Source organism: Betaproteobacteria bacterium (assembly GCA_016720925.1).
Lineage (GTDB): Bacteria > Pseudomonadota > Gammaproteobacteria > Burkholderiales > Usitatibacteraceae > UKL13-2.
Window position 1 is genome coordinate 100,955 of sequence record JADKJR010000009.1, and the last position, 19,208, is coordinate 120,162.

Annotated in this window: 32 protein-coding genes; 26 read left to right on the plus strand and 6 right to left on the minus strand. The window is 56.1% G+C overall.

Features of this window, described 5'->3' with window-relative positions; translation table 11 throughout:
- Positions 1-109 precede the first annotated feature (109 nt).
- On the plus strand, positions 110-427 hold the full coding sequence (locus tag IPP88_14540) for a helix-turn-helix transcriptional regulator (GenBank protein ID MBL0123883.1): 318 nt from the start codon (positions 110-112) through the stop codon (positions 425-427).
- A 73-nt stretch (positions 428-500) separates the two neighbouring features.
- On the opposite strand, the gene IPP88_14545 is transcribed toward IPP88_14540, so the two are convergent.
- On the minus strand, positions 501-734 hold the full coding sequence (locus tag IPP88_14545; GenBank protein ID MBL0123884.1) for a hypothetical protein: 234 nt from the start codon (positions 732-734) through the stop codon (positions 501-503).
- Between the two features lie 301 nt (positions 735-1,035).
- On the opposite strand from IPP88_14545, the gene IPP88_14550 reads away from it, so the two are divergent.
- Positions 1,036-1,548 (plus strand): hypothetical protein, encoded by a 513-nt coding sequence (locus IPP88_14550; protein MBL0123885.1) that lies wholly within the window; start codon positions 1,036-1,038, stop codon positions 1,546-1,548.
- Positions 1,549-1,613: 65 nt separating this feature from the next.
- Here the strand turns inward: IPP88_14550 and IPP88_14555 are convergent, their stop codons facing one another.
- The gene (locus tag IPP88_14555; protein ID MBL0123886.1) at positions 1,614-1,976 is read right to left on the minus strand and encodes a hypothetical protein; all 363 of its coding nucleotides are present in this window, start codon (positions 1,974-1,976) and stop codon (positions 1,614-1,616) included.
- A 209-nt stretch (positions 1,977-2,185) separates the two neighbouring features.
- Here IPP88_14555 and IPP88_14560 point away from each other — a divergent pair, with 209 nt between their 5' ends.
- The gene (locus IPP88_14560; GenBank protein ID MBL0123887.1) at positions 2,186-2,884 is read left to right on the plus strand and encodes a hypothetical protein; all 699 of its coding nucleotides are present in this window, start codon (positions 2,186-2,188) and stop codon (positions 2,882-2,884) included.
- 95 nt (positions 2,885-2,979) lie between these two features.
- Here IPP88_14560 and IPP88_14565 read toward each other — a convergent pair whose 3' ends face one another.
- Positions 2,980-4,593, minus strand: coding sequence for an amidase (locus tag IPP88_14565; GenBank protein ID MBL0123888.1), 1,614 nt, complete (start codon positions 4,591-4,593; stop codon positions 2,980-2,982).
- Positions 4,594-4,911: 318 nt separating this feature from the next.
- Here IPP88_14565 and IPP88_14570 point away from each other — a divergent pair, with 318 nt between their 5' ends.
- Both IPP88_14570 and IPP88_14575 read left to right on the plus strand, forming a co-directional pair.
- Positions 4,912-5,331: a response regulator gene (locus IPP88_14570; GenBank protein MBL0123889.1), complete on the plus strand. Its 420-nt coding sequence runs from the start codon at positions 4,912-4,914 to the stop codon at positions 5,329-5,331.
- 116 nt (positions 5,332-5,447) lie between these two features.
- Entirely contained in the window at positions 5,448-5,954 is a 507-nt protein-coding gene (locus IPP88_14575; protein ID MBL0123890.1) for a rhodanese-like domain-containing protein, read from the plus strand.
- Positions 5,955-6,238: 284 nt separating this feature from the next.
- Here IPP88_14575 and IPP88_14580 read toward each other — a convergent pair whose 3' ends face one another.
- Positions 6,239-6,481 (minus strand): hypothetical protein, encoded by a 243-nt coding sequence (locus IPP88_14580; GenBank protein MBL0123891.1) that lies wholly within the window; start codon positions 6,479-6,481, stop codon positions 6,239-6,241.
- Between the two features lie 270 nt (positions 6,482-6,751).
- Here IPP88_14580 and IPP88_14585 point away from each other — a divergent pair, with 270 nt between their 5' ends.
- Positions 6,752-7,744, plus strand: coding sequence for an aldo/keto reductase (locus IPP88_14585; protein ID MBL0123892.1), 993 nt, complete (start codon positions 6,752-6,754; stop codon positions 7,742-7,744).
- A gap of 162 nt (positions 7,745-7,906) precedes the next feature.
- Here IPP88_14585 and IPP88_14590 read toward each other — a convergent pair whose 3' ends face one another.
- On the minus strand, positions 7,907-8,428 hold the full coding sequence (locus tag IPP88_14590) for a DUF3016 domain-containing protein (protein ID MBL0123893.1): 522 nt from the start codon (positions 8,426-8,428) through the stop codon (positions 7,907-7,909).
- Positions 8,429-8,591: 163 nt separating this feature from the next.
- Here IPP88_14590 and IPP88_14595 point away from each other — a divergent pair, with 163 nt between their 5' ends.
- The 20 genes from IPP88_14595 (at position 8,592) to rplQ (ending at position 18,745) form a co-directional block, all read left to right on the plus strand.
- On the plus strand, positions 8,592-9,365 hold the full coding sequence (locus IPP88_14595; GenBank protein MBL0123894.1) for an SDR family oxidoreductase: 774 nt from the start codon (positions 8,592-8,594) through the stop codon (positions 9,363-9,365).
- Between the two features lie 81 nt (positions 9,366-9,446).
- Positions 9,447-9,740, plus strand: a complete 294-nt coding sequence (locus IPP88_14600) for a hypothetical protein (protein ID MBL0123895.1) — start codon at positions 9,447-9,449, stop codon at positions 9,738-9,740.
- 60 nt (positions 9,741-9,800) lie between these two features.
- Positions 9,801-10,169 carry a 50S ribosomal protein L14 gene (rplN, locus tag IPP88_14605; GenBank protein ID MBL0123896.1) on the plus strand — a complete coding sequence of 123 codons (369 nt, stop codon included), beginning with the start codon at positions 9,801-9,803 and terminating at the stop codon, positions 10,167-10,169.
- Between the two features lie 10 nt (positions 10,170-10,179).
- On the plus strand, positions 10,180-10,500 hold the full coding sequence (gene rplX, locus IPP88_14610) for a 50S ribosomal protein L24 (GenBank protein ID MBL0123897.1): 321 nt from the start codon (positions 10,180-10,182) through the stop codon (positions 10,498-10,500).
- A 9-nt stretch (positions 10,501-10,509) separates the two neighbouring features.
- On the plus strand, positions 10,510-11,049 hold the full coding sequence (gene rplE, locus IPP88_14615; GenBank protein MBL0123898.1) for a 50S ribosomal protein L5: 540 nt from the start codon (positions 10,510-10,512) through the stop codon (positions 11,047-11,049).
- A gap of 22 nt (positions 11,050-11,071) precedes the next feature.
- On the plus strand, positions 11,072-11,377 hold the full coding sequence (rpsN, locus tag IPP88_14620; protein MBL0123899.1) for a 30S ribosomal protein S14: 306 nt from the start codon (positions 11,072-11,074) through the stop codon (positions 11,375-11,377).
- 24 nt (positions 11,378-11,401) lie between these two features.
- Positions 11,402-11,797, plus strand: coding sequence for a 30S ribosomal protein S8 (gene rpsH, locus IPP88_14625; protein ID MBL0123900.1), 396 nt, complete (start codon positions 11,402-11,404; stop codon positions 11,795-11,797).
- A 12-nt stretch (positions 11,798-11,809) separates the two neighbouring features.
- Positions 11,810-12,343 (plus strand): 50S ribosomal protein L6, encoded by a 534-nt coding sequence (gene rplF / locus IPP88_14630; GenBank protein ID MBL0123901.1) that lies wholly within the window; start codon positions 11,810-11,812, stop codon positions 12,341-12,343.
- Positions 12,344-12,357: 14 nt separating this feature from the next.
- Complete coding sequence (rplR, locus tag IPP88_14635) at positions 12,358-12,711, plus strand: 50S ribosomal protein L18 (protein MBL0123902.1); 354 nt, start codon at positions 12,358-12,360, stop codon at positions 12,709-12,711.
- Positions 12,712-12,726: 15 nt separating this feature from the next.
- Complete coding sequence (gene rpsE, locus IPP88_14640; GenBank protein MBL0123903.1) at positions 12,727-13,236, plus strand: 30S ribosomal protein S5; 510 nt, start codon at positions 12,727-12,729, stop codon at positions 13,234-13,236.
- A gap of 11 nt (positions 13,237-13,247) precedes the next feature.
- A complete protein-coding gene (gene rpmD, locus IPP88_14645; GenBank protein ID MBL0123904.1) occupies positions 13,248-13,433 on the plus strand; it encodes a 50S ribosomal protein L30 in 186 nt (61 codons plus the stop codon).
- Between the two features lie 54 nt (positions 13,434-13,487).
- Positions 13,488-13,955, plus strand: coding sequence for a 50S ribosomal protein L15 (gene rplO, locus IPP88_14650; GenBank protein ID MBL0123905.1), 468 nt, complete (start codon positions 13,488-13,490; stop codon positions 13,953-13,955).
- A 37-nt stretch (positions 13,956-13,992) separates the two neighbouring features.
- Positions 13,993-15,312 (plus strand): preprotein translocase subunit SecY, encoded by a 1,320-nt coding sequence (gene secY / locus IPP88_14655; GenBank protein MBL0123906.1) that lies wholly within the window; start codon positions 13,993-13,995, stop codon positions 15,310-15,312.
- Between the two features lie 33 nt (positions 15,313-15,345).
- On the plus strand, positions 15,346-15,564 hold the full coding sequence (gene infA / locus IPP88_14660; protein ID MBL0123907.1) for a translation initiation factor IF-1: 219 nt from the start codon (positions 15,346-15,348) through the stop codon (positions 15,562-15,564).
- 31 nt (positions 15,565-15,595) lie between these two features.
- Positions 15,596-15,709, plus strand: coding sequence for a 50S ribosomal protein L36 (gene rpmJ, locus IPP88_14665; GenBank protein ID MBL0123908.1), 114 nt, complete (start codon positions 15,596-15,598; stop codon positions 15,707-15,709).
- A 23-nt stretch (positions 15,710-15,732) separates the two neighbouring features.
- Positions 15,733-16,095, plus strand: coding sequence for a 30S ribosomal protein S13 (rpsM, locus tag IPP88_14670; protein MBL0123909.1), 363 nt, complete (start codon positions 15,733-15,735; stop codon positions 16,093-16,095).
- Between the two features lie 22 nt (positions 16,096-16,117).
- Positions 16,118-16,513 carry a 30S ribosomal protein S11 gene (gene rpsK, locus IPP88_14675; protein ID MBL0123910.1) on the plus strand — a complete coding sequence of 132 codons (396 nt, stop codon included), beginning with the start codon at positions 16,118-16,120 and terminating at the stop codon, positions 16,511-16,513.
- A 19-nt stretch (positions 16,514-16,532) separates the two neighbouring features.
- Positions 16,533-17,153, plus strand: a complete 621-nt coding sequence (gene rpsD / locus IPP88_14680) for a 30S ribosomal protein S4 (GenBank protein MBL0123911.1) — start codon at positions 16,533-16,535, stop codon at positions 17,151-17,153.
- Positions 17,154-17,217: 64 nt separating this feature from the next.
- Positions 17,218-18,198 (plus strand): DNA-directed RNA polymerase subunit alpha, encoded by a 981-nt coding sequence (gene rpoA / locus IPP88_14685; GenBank protein ID MBL0123912.1) that lies wholly within the window; start codon positions 17,218-17,220, stop codon positions 18,196-18,198.
- Between the two features lie 148 nt (positions 18,199-18,346).
- A complete protein-coding gene (gene rplQ / locus IPP88_14690; protein MBL0123913.1) occupies positions 18,347-18,745 on the plus strand; it encodes a 50S ribosomal protein L17 in 399 nt (132 codons plus the stop codon).
- A 283-nt stretch (positions 18,746-19,028) separates the two neighbouring features.
- On the opposite strand, the gene IPP88_14695 is transcribed toward rplQ, so the two are convergent.
- On the minus strand, positions 19,029-19,190 hold the full coding sequence (locus tag IPP88_14695) for a hypothetical protein (protein MBL0123914.1): 162 nt from the start codon (positions 19,188-19,190) through the stop codon (positions 19,029-19,031).
- Positions 19,191-19,208 lie beyond the last annotated feature (18 nt).

Below are 19,208 nucleotides of genomic sequence, written 5' to 3' on the forward strand. Positions count from 1 at the left end.
TGCAATCTACGGACGGAGGACTGTCACGGCAAGCGGGTACAAACTCGTGGGGTAGGCACTTTCCGGTGCATTTTGTTGATCGCAAACGAAATAAATATTTCGAAAGAACATGGAAAAACCAAGTGTTCATCAGATGGTCGAAAGCATCATCGGCTGCAAATGGTCATTGACCGTGCTGAGCCTGGTGCGAAAGGGCGTGTGCCGACCCGGTGAAATGGAGCATGCAATCGACGGGCTGAGCGGCAAGGTGCTCAACGAACGGCTTACCAAGCTGGTGCGCTACGGCATTCTGGACAAGGCGAGTTTCGCCGAGGTGCCGCCGCGTGTGGAATACCGGATGACAGACTTCGGTAACAAGTTCATCAAACTCCTTGATGAAGTTGACGTGCTGCAGCGGTCGATGAATGACGCGGGAATCAGGAAATAGTGCGGTTGGTTAAAGCGGCAAAGATCCAGGAGGGCTCGGTTTCGCCAGCACCAGCGAAAAGGTTATTCCGCAATCAGGCGTGGCTAACGTTGCGTGGCGCGGTGACGATGATCGTGTCGAGCGTGGCGTGTGCGACGCGCGGAGCCGTCACAATGATCGCGTCCATCTTCTGGAGGGCGGCAGGCGCGTGCGTGGCGGCGGCCGGTGCGCTGGTGAATACGCCGCTTGCGAGGGCGAACAGGCTGATGGCGACAAGGGCGGCGGTGGCGATGTTGTCTTTGTTGCTGCGTGTGAAGTTGGTTTTCATGATTTTTTCCTTGGGGTCGGTGGTGGGTTTGCGCTGCTGATGACTGAACTTTACGGATGTGCGCGCCGGGCCTCAAACGGAATCCGACCAATTGCGAAAAATGGTGCGCGAAACGCCAATTTGCGGGACCTTTCGGCCGCCACATGCGACGCATCTCGGCATTGCGCACGCAAGGAAAGGGCATTTTCTGACGCTGCGGGGCGCATTTTTTGATACGTAAACTTGCGGGCGGCGTGCCTGCGCATCCGCGGTCCAATGAAGCGTACTATGAGGGACAGGTTTCCTACAAAAGGAGTGAACCATGAACAAGTTTGCAATCGCCGTCCTGTTTTCAGCCGGAACACTCGTGAGTATTCAAGCCAACGCGTCGGAGCGCCCCATCGTGGGCGCCGTGGATGGCGCGCTGGTTGGCAGTTACTTTGGCGGCGCGCATGGCGCGGTCGCCGGCGCCATCATTGGTGCGGTTATCGGTAGCGCGGCGGATGACAACTACGATCGTCGCGGGCGCACACGCGATACACGCGAATACGCGCGCTATGAGCCAAGGTATGAAGCGCGATATGAACCCCGGTATGAGCCCGCGCCCGTTTACTATTCGCCGCCGGTCGCCTACCAGCCCTACTATGAGCCGCAGTATGAAGTGCAGTACGAGCCGCGTTTGGTTCGCTATGTCCAGCCACCGGTGTACATCGAAAGTTATCCGGTCCGCTACGCGAGCTATCGAGCGCCTGCATATGTCGAGCGCCATGGCTCGTCGCGACGCGGGCACTATGCCCAGCGGCATGACGGTTACGATCGTCGCCGCCGATACTGAGCCAACAGTGACCTGACTACCAAGCTGCCGTCACGTTCTGACGGCAACGTGGAACGATCGCGGCGTCAAGGATTAAGCGCGATATCCGCGAGGCACTCATGCCCCTTTGGCGTGACTTCAAAACGACCAGGCACAGCAGTCGCAACGATGTGCCCCTTTCGCCCGAGAAAAGTCGTCACCGCTGGATCAAGCTGCGTGTCTGCATCTGTCGCGAGGGCGCGCAACCCGGCAATGCAATTCATGACGAGGATCGCCTCGGTGCCTTTCTCGGTCAGCGCGTAGCTGCCGTCCTTTCGATGCGAAAGGAACTTGATGCCGACGAGATGCTTCGCATTCCGGGCCACGCATGCACTGGGCTTGGCGGATTTGGGCGCTTTATTCACTTCGTCCAGCGCGGCAAATTCGTCCCGGGTCAATCGATGAGTCATGGCGGTTTCCTGAATGGGCAGTTCGATCTGGTCTCAATCCCCATGGTACGGTTGGCAGCGGATTGTCGCAAGCAACATGTGGCGACCCAAGCAACTGCGTAAGTAGTCCGCGAGAGCAGTAACGGCGTTGATTCCGGCAGGTTCCCCTTACAATACTAGTTTCGCGTACCCGCCTCCCGGCGTTCACTTTTCAAGAACAAATTTCAACCGTGCGTAACAAAATAGGCATCCTCATTGCTGCCGCGCTCGTCACTATCTTTGTGGCCGTCTTCTTTTCGCGTTCGGCGCCACAGGTCAACACAGCGTCTGCAAATCTGATGGGATCCCTTCGGCATCTCAGGACCGCCCAGACCGAAAGATTCCAGTCTGACCTGCGATTCGCCGAATCCAATGCCGAGGCAGCAGAGCTGGTGGGCGGCACCGTCAAGCTTGGACGCATTCAAGGCGCGGAACCCGTTACGGAGCTGAATGTACGCGAAGGCGGTGTGATCGAACTGCTGCTCGATGACAAGGACAAGTCCGGCCAGCGACTGCGGGCGATTTTCCTGCCGCAACTGGCGGAGCCGATCGGCAATTTGCCGATTCAGTGGCAGTGTTACTCCGCCAACTGGCAATACGTGACGGTGTTAGGGAATGGCTGCCGACATGACGAAACGGCCGGGGACATTGAACGTAAGCACGTGGCCCGACTTCGCGCCGCCGGTGCACAGATGGAACGGGATGCGGAGCTCACGCGCGCAAAATACGAATCCGAAAAAGCAGCCGCTGACTTTGAACGGCAGCGCGCGCAGCTTGCGCGTGAATCGGAGCGTGCCCGCGAAGAAGAAGAACGGCAACTCGCGCGCATCGAGCGCGAGACCGAACGTGCGCGCATCGAGTACGAAAGACACAGGCAGCAGCAGCCGTAGTCAGGATTTGCGGACGAAGCGGTTCGGGTTCACCAGATTGATCGGACGGAACCAAATTGAGCGCTGACAGTTGAAAAGGCAGCCCGCGCGGCCAATCAGCCTGCCGGATTCAGTGTTTTGGCAAATGTCGGGCTGCGGCGGTGCCGGGTTGCTTGCTCATAGGCAAAAGCCAAGCGAATCAACGTGGCCTCGCTCCATGCCGCGCCAACAAACGACATACCGACCGGCAAACCGCGAACAAAACCGGCCGGGACAGTGATGTGCGGATAGCCGGCCACGGCGGCGGGAGAACTGAAGCTGACACCACCCGGATCGCCGCGAATGAGATCCGTCAGTGAGGCCGGTGGACCGCTCGGCGCGACCAGTGCATCGAGCCGGTGTTCTTTCAGTATCTGATCCAGCCCTTCGGCGCGCGCGTAGCGGTGATTATTGGCCAGCGCGTCAAGGTACTCCTGGCTGTCGAGTCCGCCCTTCGCTTCCGCGCGCAGGAAATACTCTTGACCGAAAAATGGCAACTCGCGATCGCGGTGTTTTTCGTTGAAATCGATCAGGTCTTTCAGCGTCATGATTGCCGACCCCGGCGCAAATTCAGCCAGGTATGCCGCCATATCCGCCTTGAGTTCATAGAGCAATACGTCCAGCTCGGTTTGGCCATACTTGCCAGCGTTTGGTATCTCGACCGGGTCAATCAGAATGGCTCCTTTGGCACGTAGCACCACCAGCGCTTCTTCGACCACGGCGGAGGCGAGATCGTTGCGTCCACCGAAGTTGGCGCGCACCACGCCGATGCGTGCGCCTTTCAGGCCATCGGCATCGAGGAACTTGGTGTAGTCCTTCGTGCGAGTGGTGGCTTCACGCGTTGCGTCATCGCGTGGATCGCTACCCGCGATCACGCTCAACAGTGCCGCGGCATCGGCAACCGTGCGCGCCATGGGACCGGCGGTATCCTGCGAATGCGAAAGCGGGATGATGCCATTACGGCTGATCAGGCCCACGGTCGGTTTGAAGCCCACCAGGCCATTGACATTGGCGGGCGAAATGATCGAACCATCGGTTTCCGTACCGACCGCCACAGCGGCCAGGCTTGCGGCGATCGATGCGGCGGAACCCGAACTGGACCCACTGGCGTTGCGATCGAGCGCGTAGGGATTGCGGGTCAATCCTCCGCGCGCACTCCAGCCGGATGTGGAGCGCGTCGAGCGCAGGTTGGCCCATTCGCTCAGATTGGTCTTCCCAAGAATGACCGCGCCGGCGTCGCGCAATCGGGTAACCAGAAACGCATCACGCGGCGGCTTCACGCCCATCAATGCCAGCGAGCCGGCAGTGGTTTGCATGTTGTCGGCGGTCGCGATATTGTCCTTCAGTAGCACCGGGATGCCGTGCAGCGGGCCGCGCAGTCCCTTCGTCTTGCGTTCCTTGTCGAGCGCCGCGGCAATTTTCATCGCATCGGGATTCAGTTCGATGATGGAATTGATGCGCGGGCCGGATTTGTCGATTGCCTTGACGCGTGCCAGGTATGCCTTCACCAGCGAAACCGATGTGAGCTTGCCGGATTGCATCGCGGCCTGCAGATCGGTCACGCTCGCTTCAATGACATTGAATGCGGTTTTCTTGCCTGACGCTGCCTTCGTTGCCATGGCTGCTCCCTCGATTGCCGTCCCCAGCCCGGCACCCGCCATGCCGATGCGCATGAAGTCCCTGCGATTCATTGTGCCCACCCCCGGATTTTCTGTGTGGCCAAGTATAGCCGTGCGATTTGGGCCGATGTCTGCCTGGCGCCGGAAAGTTGCCCTTCGCCGTTTGACGCGTGATACGCCAGAAAAATGAACGAAGTCCATCCCTCGATTGCGGTATCACATGAATGCGCTTTGCAAACATAATGGGAGTTGAGTAGCGCCATAAGGTGTAGTCTCAAGGGCCCAGCCCGAAGTCGGTTTGGCATATGGCGGGCGCGAGGCGAGATAGAACACATTCGAACCACGACGCAAATCGTCGCGTCATTTAATTGCCCTTTGTCAGGACGCACCATGCATATTGTTCGCAAAAGGTTCAGAGAGGCTCCAGTCGCCGCGCCCGCGGAGAAACAGCCGCAGATTCTCTACATTGACGACGACCCGGTAATGGTGGAACTTTTTACGTACATGCTGCAACGGCGTGGTTACCGTGTGGTCGGTCACGTAAATCCGTTCACCGCGCTACAGGCATTGCGCGCCGATCCGTCCGCCTATGACCTGGTGGTGGTCGATCAGGAAATGCCGGCGATGTCCGGGCTGCAAGTCGCACTGGAAGTGCGCAGCATTCGCCCGAACCTGCCGGTCACGCTGGCGTCGGGCTTTATCACCGAGGCATTGCGATTGCAGGCGAGCCGCGCCGGTGTGCGCGAAGTCGTGTTCAAGCCGGAGGCGATGAAAGATATCTACCAGGTGGCTGATCGCGTGCTGGGATGATGTCCTGGCATGGCCGCCATGGCGCCATGCCACAATTGGAACCTGTCATCACAATGCCGGGCCAAGCCGTTGGAACTGTTGCGACGCGCGCTGCGCGGAACTAACGGAGGCTTGCGATGAAATGCACGATGGGTGTGGTCTTTTCACTGATGGTTTCCACAACATTCGCCGCGCAGGATCCGGCGGTCGCGTTGAATCCGCGCATCGATGCACAGGCATTTCTGGCGGTGACGCAAGAGGCGTTGCGGCATCGTGAAGGGCGGCGAATCAGTGAAGACGATTTCCTGCGCATGAGTGGTGAGCCCGGCACCGTGATTCTTGATGCGCGCAGCAGCGAAAAATATCGCGAACTGCATGTCGATGGCGCGCTTAACCTGAGCTTTCCCGACATCACCGAGGCTAGCCTGGCGCGATTTATCCCCGACAAGCGCACGCGCGTACTGATCTACTGCAACAACAATTTTACGAACGCGGAAGGCGCGTTTCCCGGCAAATTGCCATCGGCCTCGCTCAATCTTTCCACATTTGCGGCGCTTTTTAACTATGGATATCGAAACGTCATGGAACTGGCACCGCTCGTTGATGCGAAGAAAACCCGGCTCAAACTGGTCTCGAATCGTTGAAGTGCGGTTGCCGAATTTCCGGTCGACCGCGCAAGTGACAAAAGAATTTGTAAAGAGTGGTCGAATCAGCCAGCACGGCGGACCGAGGTCCGCCGTGCTGGTTTGATGCGGTGAAACCCTAGTACTGGCGAGGCTTCTGGCGGCATTTCGGCCAGGAAACCCCGCCAGTGCTAGGGTTTCATACCCTGATACCTGCTTTGCGTTGTCGTCTTATCATGCGATTCTCCCAATTGCCTGCAACGATGCTTTGTTGCGAGTGAGCGTGCGGTGCAAAGAGAAGCTGATTAGTTCGAGGCAAGGAAGATATTGGCTTCGCGCGATGCAGTCACCACGATTGTGTCCATCCGGGTAACTTCGAAGCGCGGCGCGGCCACCACGATTGCTTCCATTTGTTGCACGGTTTCGTGATTTGCGCGTGCATCGCTGCTGTTGACCATTGAACCAACGATGGCGATGAAGGTGGCGGCAAGTACGGCGGCGGCGGCAACGTTGTCTTTCAAATTGGCTTTGGTGTAATTGGTGTTCATGTTTATCTCCTGGTTGTTTGGGTTCGGTACTGCGCTGTTGATGACGTCACTGTAGTTAAAGGCTCACATGCGCTCAAACGGATTGCGACGAAATGGAGAAAAAGGCGTGCGAATGCGCTAAAAGCGCGACTGTCTCGGTTGTGGTTCGGGTTTGGTTGAGTTTTTTTGGGGCGACCTGGTCGCGCGAATTGCGCGATGCCGCGCGCGCGCATGGAACAAAAAACTTCTGCCGTTATCGAATTGACATCGTTTTCAACTTTCCGGACAAACATGCGGACACCCCCACCACTTGACAGGCGAGAATTCCTGCAAACGCTGTCGCGTGCGAGTGCCTTGATGGCGGTGCCTGAAGCCGTGTGGGCCTCGGGTCCGCGCATCGACAGGCCGCTTGTACATATGCGCGCCATCCCCGTCAGCGGCGAACGGATTCCAGTCGTCGGCATGGGTTCATGGCTGACATTCAATGTCGCCGGTAACGGCAATGCAGGCGTGAGGGTCGATGCGTTGAGGGCGGTATTGCAGACGTTCCTTGATCGGGGCGGCGCGCTGATCGACACCTCACCCATGTATGGTTCATCCGAGCAGGTCATCGGTGAATTGCTGCGGCCCGGCGCCAGTGCCGTTGTGGGGAGGGAGCGGGTGTTTGCGGCAACAAAGGTATGGACGATGGGCGAGGCGGCGGGACGCGGGCAGATGGAGGACTCGTTTGCGCTGTGGCGGGCAGGGAACGGCGCATTCCCGGGCAACCCGGTTTTTGACCTGCTGCAAATCCACAACATGATGGATTGGCAAACACATCTTCGGACGTTGAAGACGTGGAAGGCCGAAGGACGTATTCGTTATATCGGCATCACGACGTCACACGGCAGCCGTTCCGATGACCTCGAGGCCGCGATGAAACGCGAGCGTTTCGATTTTGTGCAGTTCACCTATAACCTGTCGGATCGGTCGGTGGAATCGCGCCTGTTGCCGCTGGCGCGAGAGCGTGGTGCGGCCGTGATTGTCAATCGGCCGTTTGACGGCGGCGGCCTGTTTCGCCGGATACGAGGAAAGCCCCTACCAGCGTGGGCGGATGAATTTGGCTGCAAAACCTGGGCGGATTACTTTCTGAAATTCATCGTCTCGCACCCAGCCGTGACTTGCGCGATACCGGCCACGTCGCAAGCGACGCACATGGCGGAGAACATGAAGGCGCTACTTGGCGAACTTCCCGATGAGGGTATGCGTCGACGAATGGCAGAGAATTGGGATAGATCTGCGTAGCAGCGTGCAGTCCGGCCTGATTGTCAAACGCTAGCACTGGCGCGGTTCTCCGCGATAAAAACCGCCAGAGGCCGCGCCAGCGCTTGACTTTTTCTATTTCTTTAACCTGTTCAAAACCCTATATATCGCCGTCCCGGCGGTGCAATAGCCAAATTTCTTTGGTTAGCCACCTTGCTTTGGCGCCACTAGCGTTTTCTTGAACCACCGATCGATCATTTGTTTTTCATATCGCAGACTTTCACCTGAGCTGTAGCGGTTGTAGCCTTGAAGATACGACATGTCGGCGATGCGTTCTTCGCCGCTTTTCAGCACTTTTCCTTGGCTTTCCAGGCTATAGCGCAAGGTGATGATGGGCCAATCGGCGCTGCCGCGCAGGATACGCAAGTCCTGCGTCAGTCGCGTGCTTGGCTCAATGCGCCCGGCGAGATCGATATCCAGAACGTCAACCTTCAGGTCTTGTCCCGCGGGCAGGGTTGCGCCAAGGGTGTCGAAGTGTTTCTGCAAGTCTGCCATTACATTCTCCTTGTCACGGGAGTTAAATGGCATGTCGGCGTACTTGTCCGGTTGAATGAATGTGACAGTCACGCTGGCGTTTGCAGTGCCGAGCAGCGCCAATGCTACAGCGAGCGATAAAGGTAATAAAGGTAATGAAGGCAATAAAGACAAAATTGAAGTGGATTTCATGGTCACTCCTTTCAGCAGGATCGTGAAACGAACTTTCATGTTACTCCCGCCAAGTCAGACCATGATTCCAGATTTTGGTTTGATGGTTCGATCGATTTGGCAAGTAGGCGAACCTGCTGCGTGTCAGAATTGCGAATATTCAGGGAAATGACAGGAGATTGGCGTGAGCGCAAAGGAGCTTTTTGATTTGACCGGCAAGGTCGCATTGATCACTGGCGGTTCCCGCGGACTCGGGCTGCAAATTGCCCACGGCTACGGCGAAATGGGCGCGAAGCTTGCGCTGACGGCAAGGAAAACCGATGAACTGGAATCCGCGCGCAAAGAACTGGCCGGCAAGGGTTACGAGGTCGTTATCCATCCGAGCGATTTATCCAAACCTGAAACAATTGCGCCGATGGTTGACGCAGTGATTGCCCACTTTGGCCGGATCGATATCCTGATCAACAATGCGGGCGCAACCTGGGGCGCACCTGCGGAAGAGTACTCACTCGACGCCTGGAACAAGGTGCTTAATACCAATCTCACCGGCGCGTTTCTGGTTTCGCAGAAGGTGGGCGCCAAGAGCATGATTCCGAACAAGAGTGGGGCCATCATCAATGTGGCCTCGATTGCCGGATTTCGCGGACAAATGGGACCGATGCAGACCATTGCCTATAACACCAGCAAAGGCGGGCTGATCAATTTCACCCGGGCGCTCGCTGCCGAATGGGCGCAACACGGCATTCGCGTCAATGCGATAGCACCGGGTTTCTTTCCGTCCAAAATGAGTGCTGGCTTGTTGAAGGTAATTGACAAGCAAATCCTCGCGATGACCCCAATGGGTCGCTTGGGGGGCGATGAGGACCTGATGGGCCCGGCGATATTCCTGGCTTCCGCCGCCGCGAGCTACGTAACCGGGCACATCTTGTCGGTAGATGGCGGGATGATGGCCGTCTGACGGCGGCTGCGTACCAGGGCAAATCAAGGAAATCCCAGCCGAACTTTCGGCACGTAAGTCATTGCGATTAAACAGTTTTTAGTGAATGATCGCATTTCCCAACGCGCCGTCGCCGTTCGTCGGCCTTTCGCTGCCGGCGGGGAAGTCTTTGGCAAAAACAACGAAAGCTCTTGCGCACCGATTCGAAATCGGGTTAAAATCGCGCTCTTTGCTGCTTCAGCCGTGGCTTCGTCGGCTGAAAGTCTGCTACAAAACGCCTTGCAAATCATCGCGGTGCGTACTGCCCGAGCGTCAGCCGAAGCCGAAGTTAAGCGACCGGGCAAAAAGAAATTTTCTAACCTGTTGATCGTCTCCTCCAAGGGGCGATTGACATAAGACGGATCCAAGACTGGCTGTTTCCACATCGGTGGTCGCGGCACAAGTTGGAGATAAAAAATGATTCAGATGCAGTCGATTCTCGACGTCGCCGATAACACCGGCGCGCGGTCGGTGATGTGTATCAAGGTGCTCGGCGGCTCCAAGCGTCGCTATGCCGGCATCGGTGATGTCATCAAAGTCAGTATTAAATCCGCGCAGCCCCGTGGCCGCGTGAAAAAGGGCGAAGTTTATAACGCCGTGGTGGTTCGTACCGCCAAGGGTGTACGCCGTAACGATGGTTCGCTCATCAAGTTCGACGGCAATGCCGCCGTGTTGCTGAATGCGAAGCTGGAGCCGATTGGCACCCGTATCTTTGGGCCGGTTACGCGCGAGTTGCGTAACGAGCGCTTCATGAAGATCGTGTCGCTGGCGCCGGAAGTATTGTAAGGAGCCGATGATGAGCAAGATCAAAAAAGGCGATCAGGTTGTCGTCCTCACAGGCAAAGACAAAGGCAAACGCGGCACCGTGTTGCGCGTGGTTCCTGAGGTCGAGCGTGCCGTGGTGGAAGGCATCAATCGCGTCAAGAAACACGCCAAGCCGAACCCGATGAAGGGGATAACGGGCGGAATCGTCGAGAAGGAAATGCCGATTCACGTTTCCAATATCGCCATTTTCAATCCGGCGACCAGCAAAGCGGACCGCATTGGATACAAGACCCTGGACGACAAGCGCAAAGTGCGAGTGTTTCGTTCCAACGGCGAAGTTGTCGACGCGTAAGGATTAGACATGACTCGACTGCAAACACATTACAAGGAAGTTGTGGCGCCGGCGCTGATCAAGCAATTCGGCTACAAGTCCACGATGGAAGTTCCGCGCATCTCCAAGATCACCCTGAACATGGGTGTGGGCGAAGCGGTGGCCGACAAGAAAATCATGGATCACGCCGTGGGCGACATGAAGAAGATCGCTGGCCAGAAGCCTGTCGTGACGCTGTCGAAGAAATCGATCGCCGGCTTCAAGATTCGCGACGGTTACCCGATCGGCTGCATGGTTACCCTGCGCGCGAATCGCATGTATGAATTCCTTGATCGCCTGATTACCGTGTCACTGCCGCGCGTGCGCGACTTCCGCGGTATCTCGGGCCGCTCTTTCGATGGTCGTGGCAATTACAACATGGGCATTAAAGAGCAGATCATTTTCCCGGAAATCGAGTACGACAAGATTGACGCATTGCGCGGCATGAATATCTCGATTACCACCACCGCGAAGACGGATGCAGAAGCCAAGGCATTGCTGGCGGCTTTCAAATTCCCGTTCCGAGGCTGAAAGGTTAAGTTCAAGGCACATCATGGCTAAACTCGCTCTCATCAACCGTCAGGACAAACGCGAAAAGCTGGTCAAGAAGTTTTCGGCCAAGCGCGCGGCACTCCTGAAAATCATCAACGACCAAAGCATTCCGGAAGAAGATCGCTATCAGGCTCGCCTGAAGCTGCAAGCACTGCCGCGCAATGCCAACCCGACGCGCCTGCGCAATCGTTGTGCGCTTACCGGTCGGCCACGTGGCGTATATAGCAAGTTTGGCCTGGGTCGAAACAAATTGCGTGAAATCGCTATGCGCGGCGAAGTGCCGGGCCTGGTGAAAGCAAGCTGGTAACCGGAAAGCGGACGGAGACAAATTATGAGCATGAGTGATCCGATCGCCGATATGCTGACTCGCATTCGTAATGCGCAGCAGTCGGAAAAGGTCGACGTGACAATGCCCGCTTCGAAAGTGAAGTCGGCCATTGCAAAGGTATTGAAGGACGAAGGCTACATTGAAGACTTCGCCATTCGTACCATCGAAGGCAAAAACGAACTGAACGTCAGCCTCAAGTATTACGCTGGCAAGCCGGTGATCGAAAAGATCGAGCGCATCTCGCGCCCTGGCCTGCGCGTGTACCGCGGACGTGAAGATATCAAACCCGTCATGAACGGACTGGGCGTGGCGATTGTATCCACCTCCCAGGGCGTCATGACCGATCGCAAAGCGCGTGCTACCGGTGTTGGTGGCGAAGTGCTCTGCATCGTGGTGTAAGGGGCGAACGATATGTCACGCGTAGGCAAGCTCCCCATCATCGTTCCCGCGAAAGTGGAAATCACACTGGCGGAAAACGAGATTACGGTAAAAGGTCCACTCGGCACGCTGAAGCAGGCTTCTTCCCGTGATGTCACCGTCAAAAAAGATGGCGACAAACTGGTGTTCGAAGCGGTTGGCAACAGCAAGCAAGCCAATGCGATGTCCGGCACCATGCGCGCCCTGGTTGCCAACATGGTCACCGGCGTCGAAAAAGGATTTGAACGGAAACTGAATCTGGTCGGCGTGGGCTACAAGGCGCAAGCGCAAGGTGTAAAGCTGAACCTGACGCTTGGGTTTTCGCACCCGATCGTGCACTCCATGCCTGATGGCGTGAAATGCGAGACACCGGTGCCGACAGAGATTCTCATCAAGGGCGTGGACAAGCAAAAGGTTGGTCAGGTCGCTGCCATTGTTCGCGGTTATCGTCCTCCCGAGCCATATAAAGGCAAGGGCGTACGTTACTCCGACGAGAAGATCACCCTCAAAGAGACGAAGAAGAAGTAAGCGAGGCTATCATGATCGAAAAGAAAATTTCCCGTTTGCGTCGTGCCGCGAAAACCCGCGCCACCATCGCACGTTTAAAAGCGGTTCGCATGACCGTTCACCGCACCAATACGCACATCTATGCGCAGATCCTCGACGCCAGTGGCGCCAAGGTGCTGGCGGCGGCCTCTACCGCCGAAAAAGAAGTGCGCGGCCAAGTCAAGAGCGGCAGCAACAAGGATGCAGCGGTGCTGGTAGGCAAGCGTATCGCCGAGCGCGCGAAGGCGGCCGGTGTGTCCACGGTTGCATTTGATCGTTCGGGCTTCGCGTATCACGGTCGCGTCAAGGCGCTGGCCGAGGCGGCTCGTGAAGCCGGCCTAACGTTCTAATTAAGGATTCGACAAATGGCAAGAAGCGATCAGCAAGAAGACAAAGGCGACGGCCTTCGCGAGAAGATGATCTCGGTAAACCGCGTCACCAAAGTGGTGAAGGGCGGTCGTATCCTGGGATTCGCCGCATTGACCGTGGTCGGTGATGGAGATGGTTCCATCGGCATGGGCAAGGGCAAATCGCGTGAAGTACCAGTTGCGGTACAAAAAGCGATGGAAATGGCCCGCCGCAAGCTGGTCAAGATCCCGCTAAATAACGGCACGCTACATCACACGGTGATCGGCAAGCACGGCGGTACCAAGGTATTCATGCAGCCTGCCGCTGAAGGTAACGGTATCAAAGCTGGCGGTGCCATGCGCGCGGTGTTCGAAGTGATGGGTATCACCAACGTTTCAGCCAAATGCCACGGCTCCACCAATCCTTACAACGTGGTTCGCGCCACGCTGGATGGCTTGCTGCAAATCAGCCGTCCTTCGGAAATCGCTGCCAAGCGCGGCAAGACCGTTGAAGAAATTCTCGGTTAATCGGAGACAACATGTCCACCCAGAAAACCATCAGCGTCAAATTGATCAAGAGCACCATCGGTCGACTCGAAGCGCACAAGGCGTGCATTCGTGGCTTGGGCTTGAGAAAAATCCACCAGACCGTCACTGTCATTGATACGCCGTCGAACCGCGGCATGATTAACAAAGTGAGCTACCTGCTCCAGGTTGCTGCCTAAGGTCAGGTTCTTCGCCGAGAAATAATTCGTGCGAAATAAACGAGCGAGAAAAATATGGAATTGAACACCATCAAGCCCGCTGAGGGCTCCAAAAAGAACCGTCGTCGCGTTGGTCGCGGTATTGGTTCGGGCCTGGGAAAAACGGCTGGTCGTGGCCATAAGGGCCAGAAATCCCGTTCGGGTGGCTTTCACAAAGTTGGATTTGAAGGCGGCCAAATGCCGCTGCAACGTCGCTTGCCGAAGCGCGGATTCATTTCGCTGACGCGTTACGACACCGCACAGGTTCGCTTGTCGGAAATCGCCAAGATGCCGGTTGAGACTATTGACCTTGCCGCATTGAAGCAGGCAGGTTTTGTACCACACGGGGCATTGGCTGCAAAAGTCATCCTGTCCGGAAAGCTTGAGAAAAAAGTAAAGCTGGTGGGTATCGCTGCCACAAAGGGTGCCAAGGCGGCCATTGAAGCGGCGGGCGGCTCCATTGAGGCCGAACCACAAGCGGCCGCTGCGGCACCGCAGGCTTAATAGTTAACACGCACAAAAGACTGAACAGGAAACGGATTTGGCTTCCAACCCCCTAGCGGCAATGGGCAAGATGAGCGACCTGAAACGCCGACTGGTGTTCCTGGTGCTGGCGCTTATCGTCTTCCGCATTGGTACGCACATTCCCGTGCCGGGAATCAATCCGGTGGAATTGGCCAAACTGTTCGACACGGCAGGCGGTGGCATCCTTGGTATGTTCAATATGTTCTCGGGTGGTGCGCTGTCGCGTTTCTCGGTGTTCGCACTGGGGATCATGCCGTACATTTCGGCATCGATCATCATGCAACTCCTGACAGTCGTTTACGCGCCACTGGAAGCAATCAAGAAGGAAGGCGAAGCCGGACGTCGCAAAATTACCCAGTACACCCGGTACGGCACCGTTGCATTGGCGCTGTTTCAGGGCGTGGGCATTTCGATTGCGCTGGAGTCGCAGCCGGGCCTGGTGATTGATGCCGGTATGGCATTCCGCCTGACCACGGTGATCACCCTGGTCTGCGGCACCATGTTCCTGATGTGGTTGGGTGAGCAAATTACCGAACGCGGTGTGGGCAATGGTATTTCGCTGATCATTTTCGCAGGCATTGTCGCGGGACTCCCTTCCGCCATCGGTGGCACGCTCGAATTGGCGCGCACCGGAGCGATGTCGATCCCGGTTGTTCTGGGTATTGTGATTCTGGTCGTCGGTGTAACGTTCCTCGTGGTATTTGTTGAGCGTGGCCAACGCAAGATTCTGGTGAATTACGCCAAACGCCAGGTCGGCAACAAATTGTATGGCGGTCAGTCCTCGCATTTGCCGTTGAAGCTCAACATGTCCGGCGTAATTCCGCCGATCTTTGCGTCTTCGATCATTCTGTTCCCGGCGACAGTTGCCGGCTGGTTTGGTCAAAGCGACAATATGACCTGGCTGAAAGATATCGGCGCGGCACTTTCACCTGGCCAGCCGCTTTATACGATTCTGTATGCAGCCGCGATCATCTTCTTCTGTTTTTTCTATACGGCCCTTGTGTTCAATTCCAAGGAAACGGCGGATAACCTGAAGAAGAGCGGTGCGTTTGTTCCGGGCATCCGTCCCGGCGAACAGACGGCGCGATATATCGACAAGATCCTGATGCGTCTTACTTTGACGGGGGCGTTCTATATCACGCTGGTGTGTTTGCTGCCCGAGTTCCTGCGTTTGCAATACAACGTGCCCTTTTACTTTGGTGGTACCTCATTGTTGATTATTGTGGTTACCACCATGGACTTCATGGCGCAGCTGCAGGCTTACATGATGTCGCACCAGTATGAGGGTTTGTTGAAGAAAGCCAATTTCAAAGGCGCCGGGTTTCCGGTCCGCTGACAATTAGCTTCCAACCAAGGTATACGAGGGTTAATGTCGAAAGAAGAAACGATCCAGATGCAGGGGGAAATTGTTGAAACACTTCCCAATGCAATGTTCCGGGTGAAATTGGAGAACGGCCACATTGTGTTGGGCCATATCTCCGGAAAAATGCGTATGCACTACATCCGCATTTTGCCTGGCGACAAAGTGACCGTAGAACTGACGCCCTACGATTTAACGAAAGCAAGAATCACCTTCCGCGCCAAGTAGGCGGAAACAGAAATTTGAAGGAGTAGCGATTATGCGAGTTCAAGCATCGGTAAAAAAAATCTGTCGTAACTGCAAGCTGGTACGACGCAAGGGCGTGCTGCGCGTGATCTGTACAGACAAGCGCCATAAGCAGCGCCAAGGTTAATTGGAAAAGTAGAGAAAACCATCATGGCTCGTATTTCTGGCGTCAATATTCCCAATCATCAGCACACCGAAATCGCGTTGACCGCGATCTATGGCATCGGCCGCACCAGCGCACAAAAAATCTGTGCCGCCGCGGGCGTCAAAACCTCGGCGAAGGTCAAGGATCTGACCGATGGCGAGATGGACAAGCTGCGCGAGCAAATCGCCAAGCTGACGGTTGAGGGCGACCTCCGCCGTGAAATATCCATGAACATCAAGCGATTGATGGATCTTGGTTGTTACCGTGGCACGCGTCATCGCAAAGGCCTGCCGCTGCGTGGTCAGCGCACCCGCACCAACGCACGTACCCGCAAGGGCCCGCGCAAAGCCATTCGCTTGGCCAAATAAGTTTTAGACGAAGGATATAAGCATGGTTAAGCCCACCGCTGCCACACGCGTACGCAAGAAGGTCAAGAAGAATGTGTCGGAAGGCATCGCACACATTCATGCGTCGTTCAATAACACCATCATCACCATTACCGATCGCCAGGGAAATGCGCTGTCTTGGGCAACCTCAGGCGGAGCGGGCTTCAAAGGCTCACGCAAATCCACGCCGTTCGCGGCGCAGGTAGCCGCCGAAGCTGCCGGCAAAGCCGCGCAGGAGTGTGGTGTAAAAAATCTGGAGGTACGCATCAAGGGCCCCGGCCCGGGCCGCGAGTCGGCAGTGCGTGCACTGAATGCCTTGGGCATCAAAATTTTGTCGATCGCTGACGTGACGCCGGTACCGCACAATGGTTGCCGCCCACCCAAGCGTCGCCGCATGTAATTGCCAGGGAGAATAGAACGTGGCTCGTTATCTTGGTCCAAAATGTAAGCTCTCCCGTCGCGAGGGCACCGATCTTTTCCTGAAGAGCGCACGCCGTCCGCTCGATTCCAAGTGCAAACTTGAATCGCGTCCCGGACAGCATGGCGCGAAGCAAAATCGCGTGTCGGAATACGGCACGCAGTTGCGCGAAAAGCAGAAGATTCGCCGCATGTATGGCGTACTGGAACGTCAGTTCCGCACCTACTTCGCTGAAGCCGAGCGTCGCAAGGGCGCGACCGGTGAAAACCTGCTGCAGCTGCTGGAATCGCGTCTCGACAACGCCGTCTATCGCATGGGCTTCGGCTCCACGCGGGCGGAAGCGCGTCAGCTCGTTTCCCATTGCGCGGTGCAGGTTAACGGCAAGTCAGTGAACATTCCGTCTTATTTGCTCAAACCCGCCGATGTGGTAACCCTGCGTGAAAAGGCGCAAAAGCAGTTGCGCGTGCAGGACTCGCTCAAACTCGCTGAAGCCAACGGTTTCCCGAGCTGGGTGGAAGTCGACTCCAAGAAGTTTTCAGGCGTCTTCAAGTCCATGCCGGATCGCGCCGAATTTGCGGCCGACATCAACGAGCAACTCGTCGTCGAACTGTATTCCAAGTAATTCGTTTTTCGGGCGCGCCATGTATTGCATGGTGCGTCTTCATCTTTTATAGAGGCCTTCGTCAATGCAAAGTAATGCTACGACTTTCCTGAAGCCGCGCATCATCGACGTGCAAAACATTTCCCCGGCACATGCCAAGGTTGTGATGGAGCCGTTCGAGCGCGGCTATGGCCATACGCTGGGCAACGCCTTGCGCCGTATCCTGTTGTCTTCGATGCCGGGTTACGCCCCGACCGAAGTGAAGATCGCCGGTGTGCTTCACGAGTACTCCACCATTGAAGGCGTGCAGGAAGATGTGGTCGACATCCTGCTGAACCTCAAGGGCTTGGTGATGAAGCTGCATAACCGTAACGAAGTCACGCTGAAGCTGAAAAAAGGCACGGCGGGCGCGGTCACGGGCGCGGACATCGAGCAGACGCATGATGTTGAGATTCTGAATCCCGATCACGTCATTGCCCATCTGACCAAGGATGGCAAACTCGACATGCAGATCAAGATTGAAAAAGGCCGTGGCTATGTTGCCGCCACCGCGCGCCGCGCCGACCACGATAACCGTTCCATCGGCGCCATCCTGCTTGACGCATCGTATTCGCCGGTTCGCCGTGTGTCCTATGCCGTCGAAAGCGCGCGCGTTGAACAGCGTACCGATCTGGATAGACTGGTGATGGATATCGAAACCAACGGCGCGATTGAGCCAGAAGAAGCGGTTCGGTACGCCGCCCGTGTGCTGGTCGATCAACTGTCTGTGTTCGCTGATCTGCAAGGCACGCCGATGCAGACCGAAGAAGCCAAGACACCGCAGATCGATCCGATCCTGCTGCAACCGGTTGACGATCTTGAGCTCACGGTACGTTCCGCCAACTGCCTCAAGGCCGAAAATATTTACTACATCGGTGATTTGATCCAGCGTACCGAAAACGAACTGCTGAAGACCCCGAATCTGGGTCGCAAGTCACTCAACGAAATCAAGGAAGTCCTCGCCAGCAAGGGACTGACCCTAGGCATGAAACTGGAGAATTGGCCAGCCGCCGGCGTCACGAAATAAGAGACAGGCTGAAAAGCCTGTCATTTCCGCTTAGTCAGGTAATTAAGCGGGAATTGAAGCGTAGATTTTCATTCTTCAAACCCATAACGATAACAAGGCTGGCTTAAGTATTTAAGCAAAACGGCCAAGAGACCAAAAGGAAATAACCATGAGACATCGTCACGGATTAAAGAAGTTAAATAAAACCTCGTCGCATCGCCTGGCCATGTTTCGCAACATGACCAATTCATTGTTGAAGCACGAAGTCATCAAGACCACACTGCCGAAAGCCAAGGCGCTACGCAAAGTGTTCGAACCCATCATTACATTGGGCAAGGAACCGACGCTGGCCAATCGCCGCCTCGCTTTCAACCGCCTGCGCGATCGCGACATGGTCACCAAGTTGTTCGACGAACTTGGCCCGCGTTACAAAGCCCGCAACGGCGGCTACATGCGCATCCTGAAGTTCGGTTTCCGCGTCGGCGACAATGCACCGATGGCACTGGTTGAGCTGGTGGATCGTCCGGAAATTTCGGAAGCACCGAAGACGGAAACGACAGGCGAGTAAGATTCGCTGAACAACGAGAAATGAAAAAAGCCGGGCATGCCTGGCTTTTTTTTAAGATCGCTCTTTTCCCTGGAGCAGGCTCTTAGCTCGGGCAGGGTGCACTTGACGGAATAGCGAGAACTTGCACGTGCGTTTCCGTCATGGCCGATGCTCAGCCTTTTCGCCAGGTGCCTCGACCGGATAGGAAAGCTGTTATCGAGTTAGCGCGCTAGTTTCATACTGCAATCTATCGTAGATTGCCATTTGGTGCGCTTCCCGGGCATAAAAGGTTCGGAAACGCGCGCTAGTGCTTGAGTTTGATGTTTGCCGAAAAGTTCGCGCCCTGCATCAGATTCAAATGCGGATCATTATCTTCGACCATGAAAATATAGCCCATCGCGCCCATTGTCGCGCTGTCTGATAAAGTTGTCCGTGTGTTTGCCGAGAGCATTTTTGAGCGAATCATTTGCAATGGCTGGATCAG